This window comes from Bradyrhizobium genosp. A (assembly GCF_049949275.1).
GTDB lineage: Bacteria > Pseudomonadota > Alphaproteobacteria > Rhizobiales > Xanthobacteraceae > Bradyrhizobium.
Window position 1 is genome coordinate 2,158,117 of the sequence record NZ_CP188196.1, and the last position, 14,785, is coordinate 2,172,901.

A 14,785-nucleotide genomic window follows, 5' to 3' on the forward strand; every position below is an offset into this window, starting at 1 on the left:
TCCACAGCCTCAAGTAACGGCCGCTCCGCCGCGCGTCAATATTACCCGGGCTAAATATTCAGGATCTTTGCAGGATCAGGCTGAGCTCAAGCTCGCGGAAGGCGAGGTAATTCCGCCGGGTCCACTGGTGCAGCTCGGTCGAGGAGTCCTTTTCCTGGCGCAGGTAGCCGGTGAAGGAGAAGTTCAGCCGGTCGATATAGGTCTTGAGGAAGCCGGGCAGCGCCGGCAGGCGGAACAGCCGGCCGCCGGCCATCGCGGGCGGCAGCTCGCCGCGGATGATGAACTCGTTGTCGACGGTGATCAGATTCATCCGCGGGATCTGCTGGCGCAGCATCTCGTGGGCGCGTGCGGAGACGCGATCGGTGTCGGCGACGAACAGTATCTGTGGTGCGACGTGTCGACGCGCCGCTTCCTTGAGCAGGCCGATCTCGTCGGTCATCTTGAAGAACTCGTCGAAGGCGTGGAAGCCGAGGTCGATGACCTTGGCGAGCCCGTCATCGACGATGACCCGGTCCATCAGCTGCATCTTGCCGTAGGTGTCGATCACGTCGGCAGTCTCGGTCACCTTGGGCAGGTAATCGAGCAGCGACGGCTCCTTCAAATTGACGTCGAAGGCCGTGACGTTGCCGTTCTTGAGCAGCAGGAATTCGGCGAGCAGCCGCGCCAGCAGCGTCTTGCCGACCTGCGGGCGGGGCGAGCAGATGATGTAGAGGGGCGTCGCGGGCATCACGGGCCATTATCTGAGCGAACTCACCGCCCAATCCAGCCGTATCCGCCCACGCTCCGCAACTATTTTTCGCTGCTGCGGGTACCGGACTTCGAGCCGACGATGTCGGTCAGCCGGATCCGGTCGAACTCGCTCCAGACGTTCGCCAGCCAGTGCCGGACATAGCCGCGCAGCACGAACGAATAGTTCGCGGCATCGTCGTTGATGCCCTTGTTGGCGACGAATTTCAGGAACGGAACTGACGAAACCTCGACCTGCTCATAGGCCATTTCGTTGAGCTTCGGGATGGTCAGCTCGGTCGCATCCTTGATGCGGTGGAAGTAGGAATTGTAGGTCGACTGGTCCCACTGGAAGAACTGGGTGTCGTTGATGAAGTTCTTCACCAGGAAATATTTGGCGCCGGTCATGAAGCCGGCCGTCTCGGCGATCTCGTCCAGCGAGGCGATCGAGGGTCCGAGGATGTGGAACACTGCGAAGGTGATCTGACCAGCCTTGGCGGCGTCGAGGAAACCGATGTCGCGCAGCGAGGCCAGAGCCGGCGAGAGCAGGCCGGCGCGAACGTCGATCACGGTCACCGACGGGCTCGTCGCGTTGAGCGTATCGAAGATCTTCATCTGATCGGCCGTCGTCGTCATGTCGACGATCTCGGTGATGTCAGGGTGGAAGCGCTTCAGCGTTCCGCGCGGGGACTCCGTGTCGAACGCGCGCGTCGGCACGTTGTTGGCGGAAAAATAATCGAGCAGGGTGCGCGATACCGTGGTCTTGCCGACCCCGCCCTTGTCCGCGCCCACCACAACCACTGCCGGCTTTGCCATTGCTGTCCCCTAACGCGCGCCCCCGATCGCGAGGTCGCAATCGGCCGGGCCCCAAATCGATGTCCCAAGGATGGTCCCGAGTCTGCTGTTGGGCGCGAACATGGCAGAAACAAGGGAGAATTCAAATCCTCGGCATGCCGTGGCGGCAATTCCCGAAGTTTTTCCAGATCGCTCTGAAACCGGCTGCTGAGCGCGGCCAATCACGCGCTCAGTGGCGGCCCCACGGACCCATGGGATCGCCTATCGAACTGCCCAACGGATTGCCGGCCGCGGCTCCGGAGGGGCGTGGCGCAGGGACGGGCGGTGGCGTGGCCCGGCCGCCTGCATCGTTCCACGGACCCTGTGGCAGTGGCGGCGGGGCGTCCTGCTGATCGGCCTGGGCTTCGGGCTCTTCCGGCTGTTCCGTCTCGTCGGCAGGTGGCGGCAGCGGACCGGGATCATGGCCGCCGGCGAACTTGACCAGCGCATCGACGCGGGACTGCACCGAGGGGTGGGTCGCGAACAGATCTGAAAAGCCTTCGCGCGGATTGTCGAGGCAAAGCTCCATCACCGCGGAGGTCGCGCCCGGCAATTCGCCGCGGCCCTCGATCTTGCGCAGCGCCGAGATCATGGCATCAGGATTTTTCGTCAGCTCGACCGAGCCGGCGTCGGCCAGATATTCGCGCGAGCGCGACAGTGCGAGCTTGACCACTTGCGACACCAGCCAGGCCACCACGATCAGCACGACTGCGATGATGATGACCACGATGGCGCCGCCGCCGGAGCTCTTGCTGTCGCTCGACGACGAGGACGACCGCGACGACGAGGAGGAGCCCGACGACCACGAGCCGCCGGAGCTCCAGCTCAAATTGGTGAACAGGCGAAAGAATAATTCGCCGAAGAAGCCCACAACGCCGGCGATGATCACGGCGACCACCATCAGCTGCACGTCGCCGTTCTTGATGTGGGTGAGCTCGTGGCCGAGCACCGCCTCCATCTCCTGGTCGTTCAGCGCCTTCAGGAGGCCTGTGGTGACGGTAAGAGCATATTGCCGCGGATTGAGGCCGGTCGCGAACGCGTTCAGCGCCGGGCTCTCCACGATCTTCAGCTTCGGCATGGTGATGCCGCGCGAGATGCAGAGATTTTCCAGCAGATTGTAGAGCCGCGGCTCCTCCTGCCGGGTGACGTCGTGGCCGCCGGTCACCGCGTCGATCATCGACTGGTGGAAGAAATAGGCGATGACGATCCAGGCGATCGCGGCAACGGTCGCGAAGGGGGCGGCTTTGAGCAGGTCGGTGAAGGCACGGCTCAGGTAATAGGCGACGGTCCCGTCGCCGTTGGTGACGACCTCGGCGACCAGCGCGCCGGCAAAGACCAGAACATAGACCAGCGCGAACAGGCCGGCGAGCAGCAGCATCGAACGAAACTTGTTCGAGGCGATGTGCGTGTAGAGACCATACGCGGCCATGACGCGTTGCCCTGCCGGCCTGTCGGCTCAGATCAGAATTTCACCTGGGGCGTAGCTTCGACCTCGGCGCGGCTCGCGCCAAGATCGAAGAAGTCCTTCTTGGTGAAGCCGAACATGCCGGCGAACAGAGCGGCGGGCATCTGCTGGATGCCGGTGTTGTATTCCTGGACCGCGTTGTTGAAGAAGCGGCGGCTCGCCGCGATCTTGTTCTCGAGATCGGAGAGCTCGCTGGCAAGCTGCTGGAAATTGGCGTTGGCTTTGAGGTCGGGATAGGCCTCCGACAGGGCGATCAGCCGGCCGAGCGCGCCGGAGAGCTGGTTCTCGGCGGCGGACACCTGCGCCGGCCCCTGCGCCGACATCGCCGAATTGCGCGCCTTGATGACGTCGTCGAGCGTGCCGCGCTCGTGCGAGGCATAACCCTTCACCGTCTCGACCAGGTTCGGGATCAGGTCATGACGCTGCTTGAGCTGCACGTCGACATCGGCAAAGGCCTGGCCGACGCGCTGGCCCAGCGCCACCAGCCGGTTGTAGGCGCTGAAAGCCAGGAACACGAGAACGACGATGACGCCGAGAACGATCCAGCCGGTCGACATGGAGAACTCCTGAAGGGAATTGGGGCGGACAGCGTAAACCAAAATGGGGCCGGGGGAGAGCCCCGCGCGGAGGGAAGGTAAGACTTGGTCGGATCAGGAACCACCCGAGTTCAAGGCAAAAGTGTCGAACGGGGTTAACTTTCGGACAGAACGGCATCGCCCCAGCGCCAACGCCTTGCGTCCGCATAGGCGGCCTTGTCGCGCCGCGCGACCTTGGCGAGTCCGACGCCGTCCTCCGTGCAGAGCTTTGCCGTGATCTCGGCCTTGCCGACATCGGGCGGCGCCAGCACGCGCGCAGCGCGGGCTATTGGCGGCGCGCGGGTCAGGGCGACGTAGATGAAGCGTTCGTCCTCGAACGGTACCTCGGCGCCCTTGATCTGGCGGTGCGCCTGGGAGCGCGGCAGGCGCTGGTTGAAATGGCACCAGTCGGGCGCGATGAGCGGGCAGGGCTTTTCGTGCGGGCAGGGCGCGGCGACCAAGGCGCCAGCCGCGGTCAGTTGCTGGCGCAGCGCGAGGATGCGGGCGTAGCCGGCGGGCGTGCCGGGCTCGATCACGACCAGCGCGTGGCGTGCTTTGGCCCACATCGCCTCGGCGAGCTTGCGCTGGTCACTCTCGCCGATCTCGCCGATGACATAGCTCGCGACGACGAGATCGGCTTGCGAGACCTCGGCGAGGTTGGTGGCGGCGTCGCCCGGCAGATAGCGGCAACCAGAAAGGCGCGAGCTGTCGCGTGCAAGTTCGAGCGCCAGCCGGCTCAGCGTGGCGTTGGCGTCGAGCAGCATAAAATCTTGCAGCGAGGAGAACGCCTCCGCTGCGGCCCAGCTCGCCGTACCCGGGCCTGCGCCCACGTCGAGCAATGTTTCAGGAGCGAGGTCCGGCGCGATCCCGGTGAGCGCGCTCAGGCTTGCGGCGACGGCAGCGTAAGTCGCCGGCATGCGCGCCAGCGCATACGCGAGCGCATCTGCTTCAGATCTGATCGTGCCGGAGCCGCCGCCCGCGCGATAGGTGGTCGAGATCTTCTGCGACCGCTGTGCAGCGTCGGTGCGGGAAAAGCCCTGCAGCCTGGCGTCGAGCGCAGCTTTGAGTTCGGCGGGGAGGGTGGGTGAGATCATGGTTGCCTACCGTCATTCCGGGTTCTCGCTCCTAGAGCCCGGAATGACGGCAGAGATATCACGCCACGTTCTGGTCGAGAATGTCCACCGCCTCTGACAGGCTCACCGACACGAGTTGCGAGACGCCGCGCTCGGCCATGGTGACGCCGAACAGGCGGTTCATCCGCGCCATCGTGATCGGGTTGTGCGTGATGATGACGAAGCGCGTGTCGGTCGAGCCGGTCATCTCGTGCAAGAGGTTGCAGTATCGTTCGACGTTGTGGTCGTCGAGCGGCGCGTCGACTTCGTCCAGCACGCAGATCGGCGAGGGGTTGGTGAGGAATACCGCGAAGATCAGCGCCATCGCGGTCAGCGCCTGCTCGCCGCCCGAGAGCAGCGACAGCGTCTGCGGCTTCTTGCCCGGCGGTTTTGCGATGATTTCGAGGCCGGCTTCCAGCGGATCGTCGCTCTCGATCAGGTGCAGCGCGGCTTCGCCGCCGCCGAACAGCTCGACGAACAGGCGCTTGAAGTGGTTGTTGACGACCTCGAACGAGGTCAGGAGGCGCTCGCGCGCTTCCTTGTTGAGGCTCTGGATGCCCTGGCGCAGCCGCTTGATGGCTTCGACGAGGTCGTCGCGCTCGGTGACGAGGCCGTTGTGCTGGGTCTCGACCTCGCGCAGCTCTTCCTCGGCGCGCAGGTTCACCGCGCCCAGGCGCTCGCGGTCGCGGCGCATCTTTTCGAGGTCTTCCTCGATGTCGTGCAGCGGCGGCATCTCGGCGCCAGGCTCGAGCTCGGCGAGGCCGGCGACGGCCTGCGGCTCGACTTCGAGCATGTCGCGGATCTCGCGCTCGATGTCTTCGAGCCGGCGCCGCGAACCTTCCATGCGCTCCTCGGCGCGGGCGGTGGCCTCGCGCGAGCTCGACAGCGCCTCGAGCGTCAACTTCGCGACGCGATCGGTCTCGGCCATCGCCGTCTCCGCGGAGGCGAGCGCGTCGGCGGCCATGCGGCGGTCGTTCTCCGCATACCCGATCTCGGTGATCAGCGCGCTGCGCTTCTCGGCGAACACGGTCGGCGCGTTTTCGAGATCGCCGCGCTCGATCGAGACTTCGGTGATGCGGGTCTGGATTGTGTCGATATGGGAGGCCGCGCTCTCCTTGCGGTTCTGCCATTCGGCGCGCTCGGCGAGGATCGCCTGCACGCGGCGATCGGCGAGCTCGGCCTCGCGCGCCAGTGCCTGCGCCTCGGCGCGGACCTGCGCGGCGATGCGGCGCTGGCCTTCGATGTCGCTGCGGACGGCGGCGAGACGGGTCTCGGTGTCCTCGCTCGACGGCAACTCGCTGATGCCGGCCTCGGCATATTCGTAGGCAGCCTCAGCCTCGGCGCGGTCGGCGGCGAGACGGCTGTGCGCTTCCGAGAGCGTCGCCTTGCGCGCGGCATGACGGCTGATCTCGCGCTCGGCGGCGGCGTGGCGCTCGCGCGCGACGTTCAGCTCGCGCTGTGCGGCACGCCAGGCTTCGCGGTTGGCACCTTCGGTGCTGGCCGCCATGTGCAGCTCGGACTCGGCGTTCTCCAGCGCCTGACGCTTGATCTGCGCGTCGATGCGGGCCTGCTCCAGCTCGTTCTCGATGTCGACGAGGCGGGCGCGCTCGGCGAGGCGCCGTGCGGCGCCGGTCGGGGCATGAGCGGCGGCGACGAAGCCGTCCCAGCGCCAGACGTCGCCTTCGGGCGAAACCAGCCGCTGACCGGTCTTGAGCTGCGAGACCAGCTCGGCGCCGCGCTCACGCGGCACCACGCCGATCTGCGCCAGGCGGCGCGTCAGTTCGGCCGGGGCCTGAACGTGATTGGCGAGCGGGGTGACGCCTTCGGGCAATTCCGGATCGCCGTCGGTGACGCCGGCATTGGTCCAGCGCATCGGCGCCGACGGATCGACGGGCGCATCGAGATCGTCGCCGAGGGCTGCGCCGATCGCTTTTTCAAAGCCCTTGTCGACGGTGATGCCGTCGATGATCGGCGGCCACAGGTTCTTGGTCTCGCCGTTGACGATCTTGGAGATCGTGCGCGCCTCGGTGTCGAGCCGCTGCACGCGCTTGTCGGCTTCGACCAGCGGCGAGCGCGAAGATTCCAGCGTCTGGCGCGCGGCGACATGCGCGGCTTCGCTCGCCTGCGCGGCCGCTTCCGACGCTGCGAGCGTCTGCTCGGCGGTTTCGACCGTTGCGGTCAGCTCGTCGAGATCGCCGAAGCCGCCGGTCTCGTCGGCAAGCTTCTGCTCTTCGGCGGCGACATTCGTGATTTCCTGGTCGAGCCGGGCGAGCTTGTCGCGGTGGGTGCGGACGTTGGCCTCGAGCTGGTTCCGCTTCGCGGTGAGGTCGGCGAGCGCCGTGGTGAGCTCGGCGAATTGCTGCTCGGTTTCGGTCAGCACCGCCTCGGCTTCGCCGACGCGCTCGTCGACGCCGGAGCGCTTCTCGACGCGCGACTTGATCTCTTCCTTCAGCTCGGCGTCTTCGCTGTCGAGCCGCTGCAGCGCGACGTCGGCGTCCATGGTCTGCTGCTGGGCGCGCGCGATGTCGCCCTCGAACTGGGCGAGACGGCGCTCGAGCTCGGCGACGCGCTCCTTGGCGCGCGCTTCCTCGCGGTCGAGCAACTCGCGGGCATTGGTCAGGCGCTGAAGGCCGGCGGCAGCGCGGGCTTCGGCATCGCGCAGCGCCGGCATTTCGGCGGCACGGATCGCCTGGATGCGGGCGGCTTCGGCCTGGTGCTGGGTACGCTCGGCCATCTCGCGCACGGCGAGATCATGGGTCTGGCCGGATTCATTGACGTCGGCGTGGGCGCCGATCCAGCGCAGATGGAATAGCGTGGCTTCGGCCTTGCGCACCTTGGCCGCGACTTCGCGATAACGCACGGCCTGGCGGGCCTGCTTCTTCAGGCCTTCCATTTGCCCTGCGAGCTGGCCGATCACGTCCTCGACGCGGGTGAGGTTGGTTTCGGCGGCCTTCAGCCGCAGCTCGGCTTCATGGCGGCGGGCGTGCAAACCGGCGACGCCGGCGGCGTCTTCCAGCACGCGGCGGCGCTGCTCGGGCTTGGCCTGAATGATCTCACCGATCTTGCCCTGGTGGACGAGGGCGGGCGAACGCGCACCGGTGGCGGCGTCCGCAAACAGGATCTGCACGTCACGGGCGCGGACGTCGCGGCCGTTGATGCGATAGACCGAGCCGGCTTCGCGCTCGATGCGGCGTGAGATTTCGAGCAGCTGGCTGTCGTTCATCGCCGCGGGCGCAGTGCGATCGGCATTGTCGATCGTCATCGTCACTTCGGCGTGGTTGCGCGCGGGACGGTTGCCGGAGCCGGCGAAGATCACCGCATCCATGTCGGCGGCGCGCAGCGACTTGTACGAGGTCTCACCCATGGCCCAACGCAGCGCCTCGACGAGATTCGACTTGCCGCAGCCATTCGGTCCGACCACGCCGGTCAAGCCGGGCTCGATGACGAAGTCCGTGGGCTCAACGAAAGACTTGAAGCCGTGAAGGCGCAGGCGGGTGATTTTCATAAGCACGCATCTCTGTTGGCAGGCGCGAATCCCCCTGCCGGGACAATACCATGGAAGGCAATGTCACTCTCTGGGTGAGTCGCCCGAGGCGCCTCATGCGGCGGACAATGGCCGCGGTGCGCCGCGAGGGCAACCTGCGTAAGCCGCTTTTCCCAAGGGATTTATGCCGGGAAAGATACGGCTTTCGAGATGCGAATCAGGATCTTGACGAGCGAATCAGCTCTTCAGCAGCGGATTGATCTTCTTCGCGAACTCCTCGAACGAGGTCTCGCCCTTGATCTTCTCGCCGTTGATGAAGAACGTCGGCGTCGAATCCACCTTCAGAACGTCGCTGGCATATTTCTGGTCGGCGGCGATCTTGTCGAGCAGCGCCTGATCCTTCAGGCAGGCTTCCACCTGCTGCTGGGTGAGGCCGGCCTGCTTGCCGATCCGCGTCAGCGTCTCGGTGGTGTTCTTCACCACCCAGTCGTTCTGCTGGCGGAACAGCATGTCGGTGACTGCAAAGTATTTCGGCGCGTCGTCATTGGCGATGCAGCGCGACAGCATCGAGCCGGCCGCGGCTTTGATGTCGAGCGGGAACTCGCGGAAGATGTAACGCACCTTGCCGGTGTCGATGTATTCCGACTTGATCTTCGGGAATACCTGCTCGTTGAAGGCCGCGCAGTGCGGGCAGGTCATCGAGGCGAATTCGGTGATGGTGACGGCGGCGTCCTTGGAGCCCAGCGCCATGTCGGGCAGCGACACCGGCTTGGCGACATCGCCGGCGGCCTGAGCCATGGCTTCAGGAATCATGGCTTCGGAAATAAACCGCAGCGGCGAGAGCCCGGCGAGCGCGGCAAGACCGGTCAGCGACAGCATCGTGGTGAAGGCGCGGCGGGTGATGATCAAGGTCGGCTCCCGAATTGGCTTGGTCTCGCCCCGAGGCTCATATCAAGGTTCCCGGGCGGCCTGTCGCTAGCTTGAAACGTGGTTTAGCGCAATGGCGAGCGGCGGGGACGGGTCCAGATTAGCGCTGGAATGAGGCTCAATTTCGCTTGATGGCGGCCCCGAGCCGCGCCAGCGCCGTCTTCAATTCTTCATCTTCGATATCCCCCAGGCTCTCCGCCACCTTGGCGACGACCTTGGGGTCCGGCGGGCCGGGCCGCACAGGCCGCCGGGGCCGCGACAGGGGCGCCTGGCGGAAAGCGAGCTTGCCGACCGCGCTCCAGCCGAAGAAGCGGTTGACTCGTTCCAGGATCACGTCGGCCGAGTGCTGGATCTCCAGCGCCATCGGGCCCTCGACCCGCAGCACCAGTGTCGCCGGCTCCTGCGGCTGGCCCTCGACCGGCCGCGGCCACTGCATCTTCAAAGGCTCGGCATGGGCCGCGATCTCAGCCCCCGCAATCTGCGCCCACCGCGTCACCAGCTCACGCGCGGCAAATCCCTGCTTGGCATAGGCCTCGGCAAAGACGTCGTTGAGCAGGATCCCGAGCGGCTTGGCGCTGATGGGGCCGGGTTTGGGAGGGAATTTGGACATGGACCCTTATAGCACTCCGTGGCTCGAGCCACAGGCTCCTCGTCGTGAAGAAAGACGTGGATGCCCGCGACGAGCGCGGGCACGACGTGGAGAGATCGGCTCGGCGCCGCTACAGTAGCCGCATGAGCCCGAAATCTGCCCTCAAGGCCAAGTCGGAACCAGCGCAGCCGGTAGCGTCATCGCGTCCGACATTGCTGCTCGCCTGGTACGACCGCTACCGCCGCAGGCTGCCCTGGCGCGCCGCGCCCGGCGAGACATCGGATCCCTACCGCGTCTGGCTGTCGGAGATCATGCTCCAGCAGACCACGGTGAAGGCGGTCGGTCCCTATTTTGAAAAGTTCGTCGCGCGCTGGCCGGATGTCACAGCGTTGGGGAACGCCTCGCGGGATGATGTGCTGCGGATGTGGGCCGGGCTTGGCTACTACTCGCGAGCGCGCAATCTTTATGCCTGTGCGGTGGCGGTGACACGCGAGCATGGCGGCGCCTTTCCAGACACCGAGGAGGGGCTCCGAACTCTGCCGGGGATCGGGCCCTACACTGCGGCTGCGATTGCGGCGATCGCCTTCGATCGTCACACCATGCCCGTCGACGGCAATATCGAGCGCGTGGTGTCGCGCCTGTTCGCGGTCGAGGAGGAGTTGCCGCAGGCCAAGCCGCTGATTCAGCAACTGGCAGCGACGCTGCTGGCCAACTCCCGCGCTGGCGACAGTGCGCAAGCTCTGATGGATATCGGCGCCTCGATCTGCACGCCGAAGAAGCCGGCCTGCTCGCTATGCCCGTTGAACGAGGATTGCACGGCGCGTGCGCAGGGCACGCAGGAGACGTTTCCGCGCAAGGCGCCGAAGAAGAGCGGAACGCTGCGGCGTGGTGCCGCCTTCGTCGTCACGCGCGGCGATGAGCTGCTGGTCCGCAGCCGACCCGAGAAGGGATTACTCGGCGGCATGACCGAGGTGCCGGGTTCCGACTGGCTCGCCGGACAGGAAGACTCGGCGGCAAAACAGCAGGCGCCGGAACTAGAAGGGCTGTCGCGCTGGCAGCGCAAGGTCGGTGTGGTCACCCACGTTTTCACGCATTTCCCGCTGGAGCTCGTGGTCTACATCGCGAAGGCCCAAGCCCGCACGCGCGCGCCGGAAGGCATGCGCTGGGTGCCGATCGCGACCTTGGCCGACGAGGCGCTGCCCAACGTCATGCGCAAGGTGATTGCGCACGCGCTGGACCTTTCATTGGGCCGATCCTCCTGACAATACACTGGCAGCAGCGCTACGCTATCAGCGTGCGATATGGAGGCTGCCAATGGTCAAGACCGCGCTCGACACCTTCAAGAGGCCGCCCTGCGCCGAGCTGTTGGGATGGCGCCTGCTCGATGCCCGCCCCGAGGAAGGCTGGATCAAGCTCGGCTTCGAAGGCAGACCTGAGTTCTGCAACCCCGCGGGATTCATCCAGGGCGGCATGCTCTCGGCCATGCTCGACGATACCATGGGCCCGGCCGTCCTTGTGATGAGCGAAGGCCGGCTCCACACCGCGACGATCAGCATGACCGTGAACTTTTTGGCGTCCGCAAAGCCCGGCCCGATCATTGGTGAGGCGACGGTGAGACAGCTCGGCAAGACCATTGCGTTCGTCGAGGCCAGGCTGATGGCGGAGGATGGCACGGTGCTGGCGACGGCAAGCGCCAGCGAGCGGCTGCTGGAGGCGGCGAGGGTGGTGGGAAAATAATCCAGCCGCGCCGCTTTTGTCCTTCTCCCCTTGTGGGAGAAGGTGGCGCGAAGCGCCCGATGAGGGGTTGCTTCAGCGAATGCGAATGCAAGAGAGTTGCACGCGGAGAGAACCCCTCACCCGATCGAGTCCGCGTCTACCGGCGTCGCTGCCCTCTCCCGCAAGGGGCGAGGGCACATCAACTTGCATCTCGCTCAGAGGACTCACGCTCCCGCCCGCGCGTCCTTGCTCACGATCGGCGGCTTGGCGTTCAGCGCCTCGACCTGGAATCCCGCAACGCGCTTGTAGTTTGCGGCGATGTCTTCCAGCTCTTTCTGCGATAGCACGTCGGTGACGACCTTGTAACCGTCAGGCGCGCGTTCCTCGACGAGTTGCATCACCTGCTCGGGACCGTTCTTGCGGTTGAGCAGCACGAGATCGGTGGTCGCGGGCCGCCGCTCGGCTTCATAGGCGAGCAGCGCGGCTTGCGTCGGGCCGTGTGCCAGGATCTCGCGGGTGATGGTGCGGGCATCGAGGATCGCCTGCGAGGCGCCGTTCGAGCCGATCGGGTACATCGGATGCGCGGCATCGCCCATCAGCGTGACCTTGCCAAAGGTCCATTGCGAGACCGGGTCGCGGTCGACCAGCGGATATTCATAGGCGTGCGGGCAGTTCTTGATCAGGCCGGGCACGTCGAGCCAGTCGAACTGCCAGCTCTCGAACCACGGCAAGAACTCGTCCAGCCGCGCGGTGCGGTTATAGTCCTCGCGCCGCCATTGATAGGTCGGGGGCATGTGGCGCTCGGCGACCCAGTTGATCAGATGATTGCCCGCCGCATCCGGCTCCTTCGAGATCGGATAGCAGACGAATTTCAGGATCTCGTGCCCGGCCATGATCATGGTGCGGCCGGTCAAGAAGGCCTTTGAGGGCGTCACGCCGCGCCAGAGGATACGACCGTTCCAGATCGGCGGGCCCTCTTGCGGATAGAGCTTTTCTCGCGCGGCGGAATGGATGCCGTCGGCGGCGATCATGATGGCACCTTCGTAAGTCCCGGCCGGCTTGCCGGTCGCCCTGTCGATGAACTCGGCGCGGACGCCGTTGGCCGTCTCGGTCCAGCCGGTCAGATGATGGCTGGTCAAGATGTTGTCGCGGCCGAGCCGCTCGATTGCGGTATCGAGCAGGAGTTGCTGGAGGGTACCGCGATGGATCGAGAACTGCGGCCATTTGTAGCCGGCTTCCAGCCCGCGCGGCTCGCTCCAGATCGGCTTGCCGTGCTTGGAGAAATAAGCGAGCTCGCGGGTGCGCACGCCGCTGGCATCGAGCTTGTCCATCAGCCCGAGCTCGATCAGCTCGCGCACCGCATGCGGCAGCACGTTGATGCCGACGCCGAGCGGCTTCAGCTCCGCGACGCTCTCGAACACTTTCACGGGAACGCCGATTCCGTGCAGGCTGAGCGCAAGCGTCAGCCCGGCGATGCCGCCGCCGGCGATGAGTACCGTCATGACCAAACCCCTCCGATTGCGGGCGTCTTGGCATAGGCGGGCCGCGGTGGGCAACTGCGAAGAGCAGACGCCCTGAGAACGCTGTGCTATGAACCTGGCGGCCCGCAGCCGTTAATTTCCAATTTTCCCATGAGGTCCGACATGCTCAAGCTCTACTACGCCACCGGCACCTGCGCACTCGCCACCTACATGACCCTGGAGGAGGCCGGCGCCGACTACTCGGCTGAACGGCTGAGCTTCAAGGACAATCAGCAGAACAGTCCGGACTATCTCGCGATCAATCCGAAGGGCCGCGTGCCGGCACTGGTGACCGATCGTGGCGTCCTCACCGAGACGCCTGCGATGCTGGCCTACATCGCGCAAACCTTCCCCAAGGCGAAGCTCGCGCCGCTCGATGATCCCTTCGATTTCGCCCAGGTGCAGTCGTTCAATTCCTATCTCTGCTCGACCGTGCACATCAACCATGCCCACAAGTTGCGCGGCGCGCGCTGGGCGACGCAGGAGAGCTCGTTCGCCGACATGAAGGCGATGGTCCCGAAAACCATGGGCGCCTGCTTCGCCCTGATCGAGCAGAGGATGTTCAAAGGTCCCTGGGTCATGGGCGACCAGTTCACGATCTGCGATCCCTACCTCCACACGCTCTCGCACTGGCTCGAAGGCGACAACGTCGACATCAATGCGACGCCGAAGATCGCCGACCATTTCAAGCGCATGTCGGATCGCCCGGCCGTGCGCAAGGTGATGGACGCGCAGAAGGCATAGCGTAAGATGCCGGCCTTGTAGGGTGGGTTAGCGAAGCGTAACCCACCAACTTTCGTCCCCGCAGCGGCAGGCAGTGGTGGATTACGCCTTCGGCTAATCCACCCTACGCCCTACGACCCTCTCTTCTCCAGCTCCCGCCCCGTCTCCAGCATCAGCCGCCGCAGCCAGATTGAGCCGGGATCCATCTGCGCCCGTGTCGGATAGAACATGAACTGCTCGTCGATCCCGGGGTCAAGCGGCGGCGTCACCGTGACGAGCCCCAACTGTTTCGACAGAGCCGCAATCAGCCGGCGCGGCACGAAGGCGACGAGGTCGGTGCGGGCGGCGACGTGTAGGGCTTCGAGATAGCCCGACACGACCAGCGAGATGTGCCGCTCGATGCCTTTGGTACGGAGCCAGGTGTCGATCAGATCCTCGCTGTTGCCGCGGATGATCACGCCGACATGGCGTGCGGCCAGGAACGTCTCGCGCCGCTTCAGCTTGGCGCCCACGGGATGACCGCGCCGCACCGCCAGCGCATCGCTGTCGGTGTAGAGCAATTGGCGGTGAAAGCCCTTGAAGGCGTTGCCGATCGAGATCACGAGGTCGATGGTGCGGGCGAACTCAGCATGGAAAATCGCAGGCCCCCGCCACGGCACGACGTCGATGCGGACGTTGGGCGCAAGGCGCGTCACCTTCTCCATCAAGGGCGGCATCAACAGCTCAACCGCGAGGTCCGGCATCATCAGGCGGAATGGCCGCTCGCTGCGCGCGGCGTCGAACGCGTCGGGCACGAACAGCCCGCGCACCTGGTCGAGTGCCTGCGCCAGCGGTGCGCGTAAGGCTTGCGCCCGCGGCGTCAGCTCCATCCGTGCGCCGGTACGCACCAGCAGCGGATCGCCGAAGATGTCGCGCAGGCGTTGCAGCGCGTGGCTTGTGGCCGGTTGCGACAGCCCGATCCGCATGGCCGCGCGGCTGACATTGGCCTCGCGCAGCAGCGCATCGAGCGCGGTCAATAGATTGAGGTCGAGGGAATTCAAATTCATGAGGCGAATAGATATCATATCCTCTATCGATTTGAAGAATTCGCTTCACGCAGCGATGATCTCCGTGT

General features: G+C 65.5%; 13 protein-coding genes. 3 read left to right on the forward strand and 10 right to left on the reverse strand.

The genetic code is table 11. From position 1 onward, the window contains the following. Nucleotides 1–58: 58 nt before the first annotated feature. The 8 genes from ACP2YP_RS10080 to ACP2YP_RS10115 form a co-directional block, all read right to left on the reverse strand. Nucleotides 59–727 (reverse strand): hypothetical protein, encoded by a 669-nt coding sequence (locus ACP2YP_RS10080; RefSeq protein ID WP_426423976.1) that lies wholly within the window; start codon nt 725–727, stop codon nt 59–61. Nucleotides 728–789: 62 nt separating this feature from the next. Further along, nucleotides 790–1,542: a hypothetical protein gene (locus tag ACP2YP_RS10085; protein WP_426423977.1), complete on the reverse strand. Its 753-nt coding sequence runs from the start codon at nt 1,540–1,542 to the stop codon at nt 790–792. 208 nt (nt 1,543–1,750) lie between these two features. Further along, nucleotides 1,751–2,989, reverse strand: coding sequence for a M48 family metallopeptidase (locus ACP2YP_RS10090; protein WP_426423978.1), 1,239 nt, complete (start codon nt 2,987–2,989; stop codon nt 1,751–1,753). A gap of 32 nt (nt 2,990–3,021) precedes the next feature. Further along, the gene (locus tag ACP2YP_RS10095) at nt 3,022–3,582 is read right to left on the reverse strand and encodes a LemA family protein (protein ID WP_426412300.1); all 561 of its coding nucleotides are present in this window, start codon (nt 3,580–3,582) and stop codon (nt 3,022–3,024) included. A gap of 134 nt (nt 3,583–3,716) precedes the next feature. After that, nucleotides 3,717–4,694 (reverse strand): small ribosomal subunit Rsm22 family protein, encoded by a 978-nt coding sequence (locus ACP2YP_RS10100; protein WP_426423979.1) that lies wholly within the window; start codon nt 4,692–4,694, stop codon nt 3,717–3,719. 58 nt (nt 4,695–4,752) lie between these two features. Further along, nucleotides 4,753–8,217, reverse strand: coding sequence for a chromosome segregation protein SMC (smc, locus tag ACP2YP_RS10105; protein ID WP_426423980.1), 3,465 nt, complete (start codon nt 8,215–8,217; stop codon nt 4,753–4,755). 216 nt (nt 8,218–8,433) lie between these two features. Continuing rightward, nucleotides 8,434–9,105 carry a DsbA family protein gene (locus tag ACP2YP_RS10110; protein WP_426423981.1) on the reverse strand — a complete coding sequence of 224 codons (672 nt, stop codon included), beginning with the start codon at nt 9,103–9,105 and terminating at the stop codon, nt 8,434–8,436. Between the two features lie 136 nt (nt 9,106–9,241). Then, nucleotides 9,242–9,733, reverse strand: coding sequence for a DUF721 domain-containing protein (locus ACP2YP_RS10115; RefSeq protein ID WP_426423982.1), 492 nt, complete (start codon nt 9,731–9,733; stop codon nt 9,242–9,244). Nucleotides 9,734–9,855: 122 nt separating this feature from the next. On the opposite strand from ACP2YP_RS10115, the gene mutY reads away from it, so the two are divergent. Beyond that, nucleotides 9,856–10,974, forward strand: coding sequence for an A/G-specific adenine glycosylase (gene mutY / locus ACP2YP_RS10120; RefSeq protein WP_426426102.1), 1,119 nt, complete (start codon nt 9,856–9,858; stop codon nt 10,972–10,974). A gap of 52 nt (nt 10,975–11,026) precedes the next feature. Further along, the gene (locus tag ACP2YP_RS10125) at nt 11,027–11,449 is read left to right on the forward strand and encodes a PaaI family thioesterase (protein WP_426423983.1); all 423 of its coding nucleotides are present in this window, start codon (nt 11,027–11,029) and stop codon (nt 11,447–11,449) included. Nucleotides 11,450–11,652: 203 nt separating this feature from the next. Here ACP2YP_RS10125 and ACP2YP_RS10130 read toward each other — a convergent pair whose 3' ends face one another. Further along, complete coding sequence (locus ACP2YP_RS10130; RefSeq protein ID WP_426423984.1) at nt 11,653–12,930, reverse strand: flavin-dependent oxidoreductase; 1,278 nt, start codon at nt 12,928–12,930, stop codon at nt 11,653–11,655. Nucleotides 12,931–13,071: 141 nt separating this feature from the next. Between ACP2YP_RS10130 and ACP2YP_RS10135 the strand changes: the two genes are divergently transcribed. Continuing rightward, nucleotides 13,072–13,692, forward strand: a complete 621-nt coding sequence (locus ACP2YP_RS10135; protein WP_426423985.1) for a glutathione S-transferase family protein — start codon at nt 13,072–13,074, stop codon at nt 13,690–13,692. Nucleotides 13,693–13,802: 110 nt separating this feature from the next. On the opposite strand, the gene ACP2YP_RS10140 is transcribed toward ACP2YP_RS10135, so the two are convergent. Then, on the reverse strand, nt 13,803–14,717 hold the full coding sequence (locus ACP2YP_RS10140; RefSeq protein ID WP_426423986.1) for a LysR family transcriptional regulator: 915 nt from the start codon (nt 14,715–14,717) through the stop codon (nt 13,803–13,805). Between the last annotated feature and the right edge of the window lie 68 nt (nt 14,718–14,785).

Excerpts from the sequence above, each read along its gene's own strand:
- ACP2YP_RS10090 (WP_426423978.1), bottom strand. The coding sequence starts at position 2,989 with ATGGCCGCGTATGGTCTCTACACGCACATCGCCTCGAACAAGTTTCGT.
- smc (WP_426423980.1), bottom strand. The coding sequence starts at position 8,217 with ATGAAAATCACCCGCCTGCGCCTTCACGGCTTCAAGTCTTTCGTTGAG.
- ACP2YP_RS10130 (WP_426423984.1), bottom strand. The coding sequence starts at position 12,930 with ATGACGGTACTCATCGCCGGCGGCGGCATCGCCGGGCTGACGCTTGCG.
- mutY (WP_426426102.1), top strand. The coding sequence starts at position 9,856 with ATGAGCCCGAAATCTGCCCTCAAGGCCAAGTCGGAACCAGCGCAGCCG.
- ACP2YP_RS10085 (WP_426423977.1), bottom strand. The coding sequence starts at position 1,542 with ATGGCAAAGCCGGCAGTGGTTGTGGTGGGCGCGGACAAGGGCGGGGTC.
- ACP2YP_RS10140 (WP_426423986.1), bottom strand. The coding sequence starts at position 14,717 with ATGAATTTGAATTCCCTCGACCTCAATCTATTGACCGCGCTCGATGCG.
- ACP2YP_RS10115 (WP_426423982.1), bottom strand. The coding sequence starts at position 9,733 with ATGTCCAAATTCCCTCCCAAACCCGGCCCCATCAGCGCCAAGCCGCTC.
- ACP2YP_RS10095 (WP_426412300.1), bottom strand. The coding sequence starts at position 3,582 with ATGTCGACCGGCTGGATCGTTCTCGGCGTCATCGTCGTTCTCGTGTTC.
- ACP2YP_RS10100 (WP_426423979.1), bottom strand. The coding sequence starts at position 4,694 with ATGATCTCACCCACCCTCCCCGCCGAACTCAAAGCTGCGCTCGACGCC.
- ACP2YP_RS10080 (WP_426423976.1), bottom strand. The coding sequence starts at position 727 with ATGCCCGCGACGCCCCTCTACATCATCTGCTCGCCCCGCCCGCAGGTC.
- ACP2YP_RS10135 (WP_426423985.1), top strand. The coding sequence starts at position 13,072 with ATGCTCAAGCTCTACTACGCCACCGGCACCTGCGCACTCGCCACCTAC.
- ACP2YP_RS10125 (WP_426423983.1), top strand. The coding sequence starts at position 11,027 with ATGGTCAAGACCGCGCTCGACACCTTCAAGAGGCCGCCCTGCGCCGAG.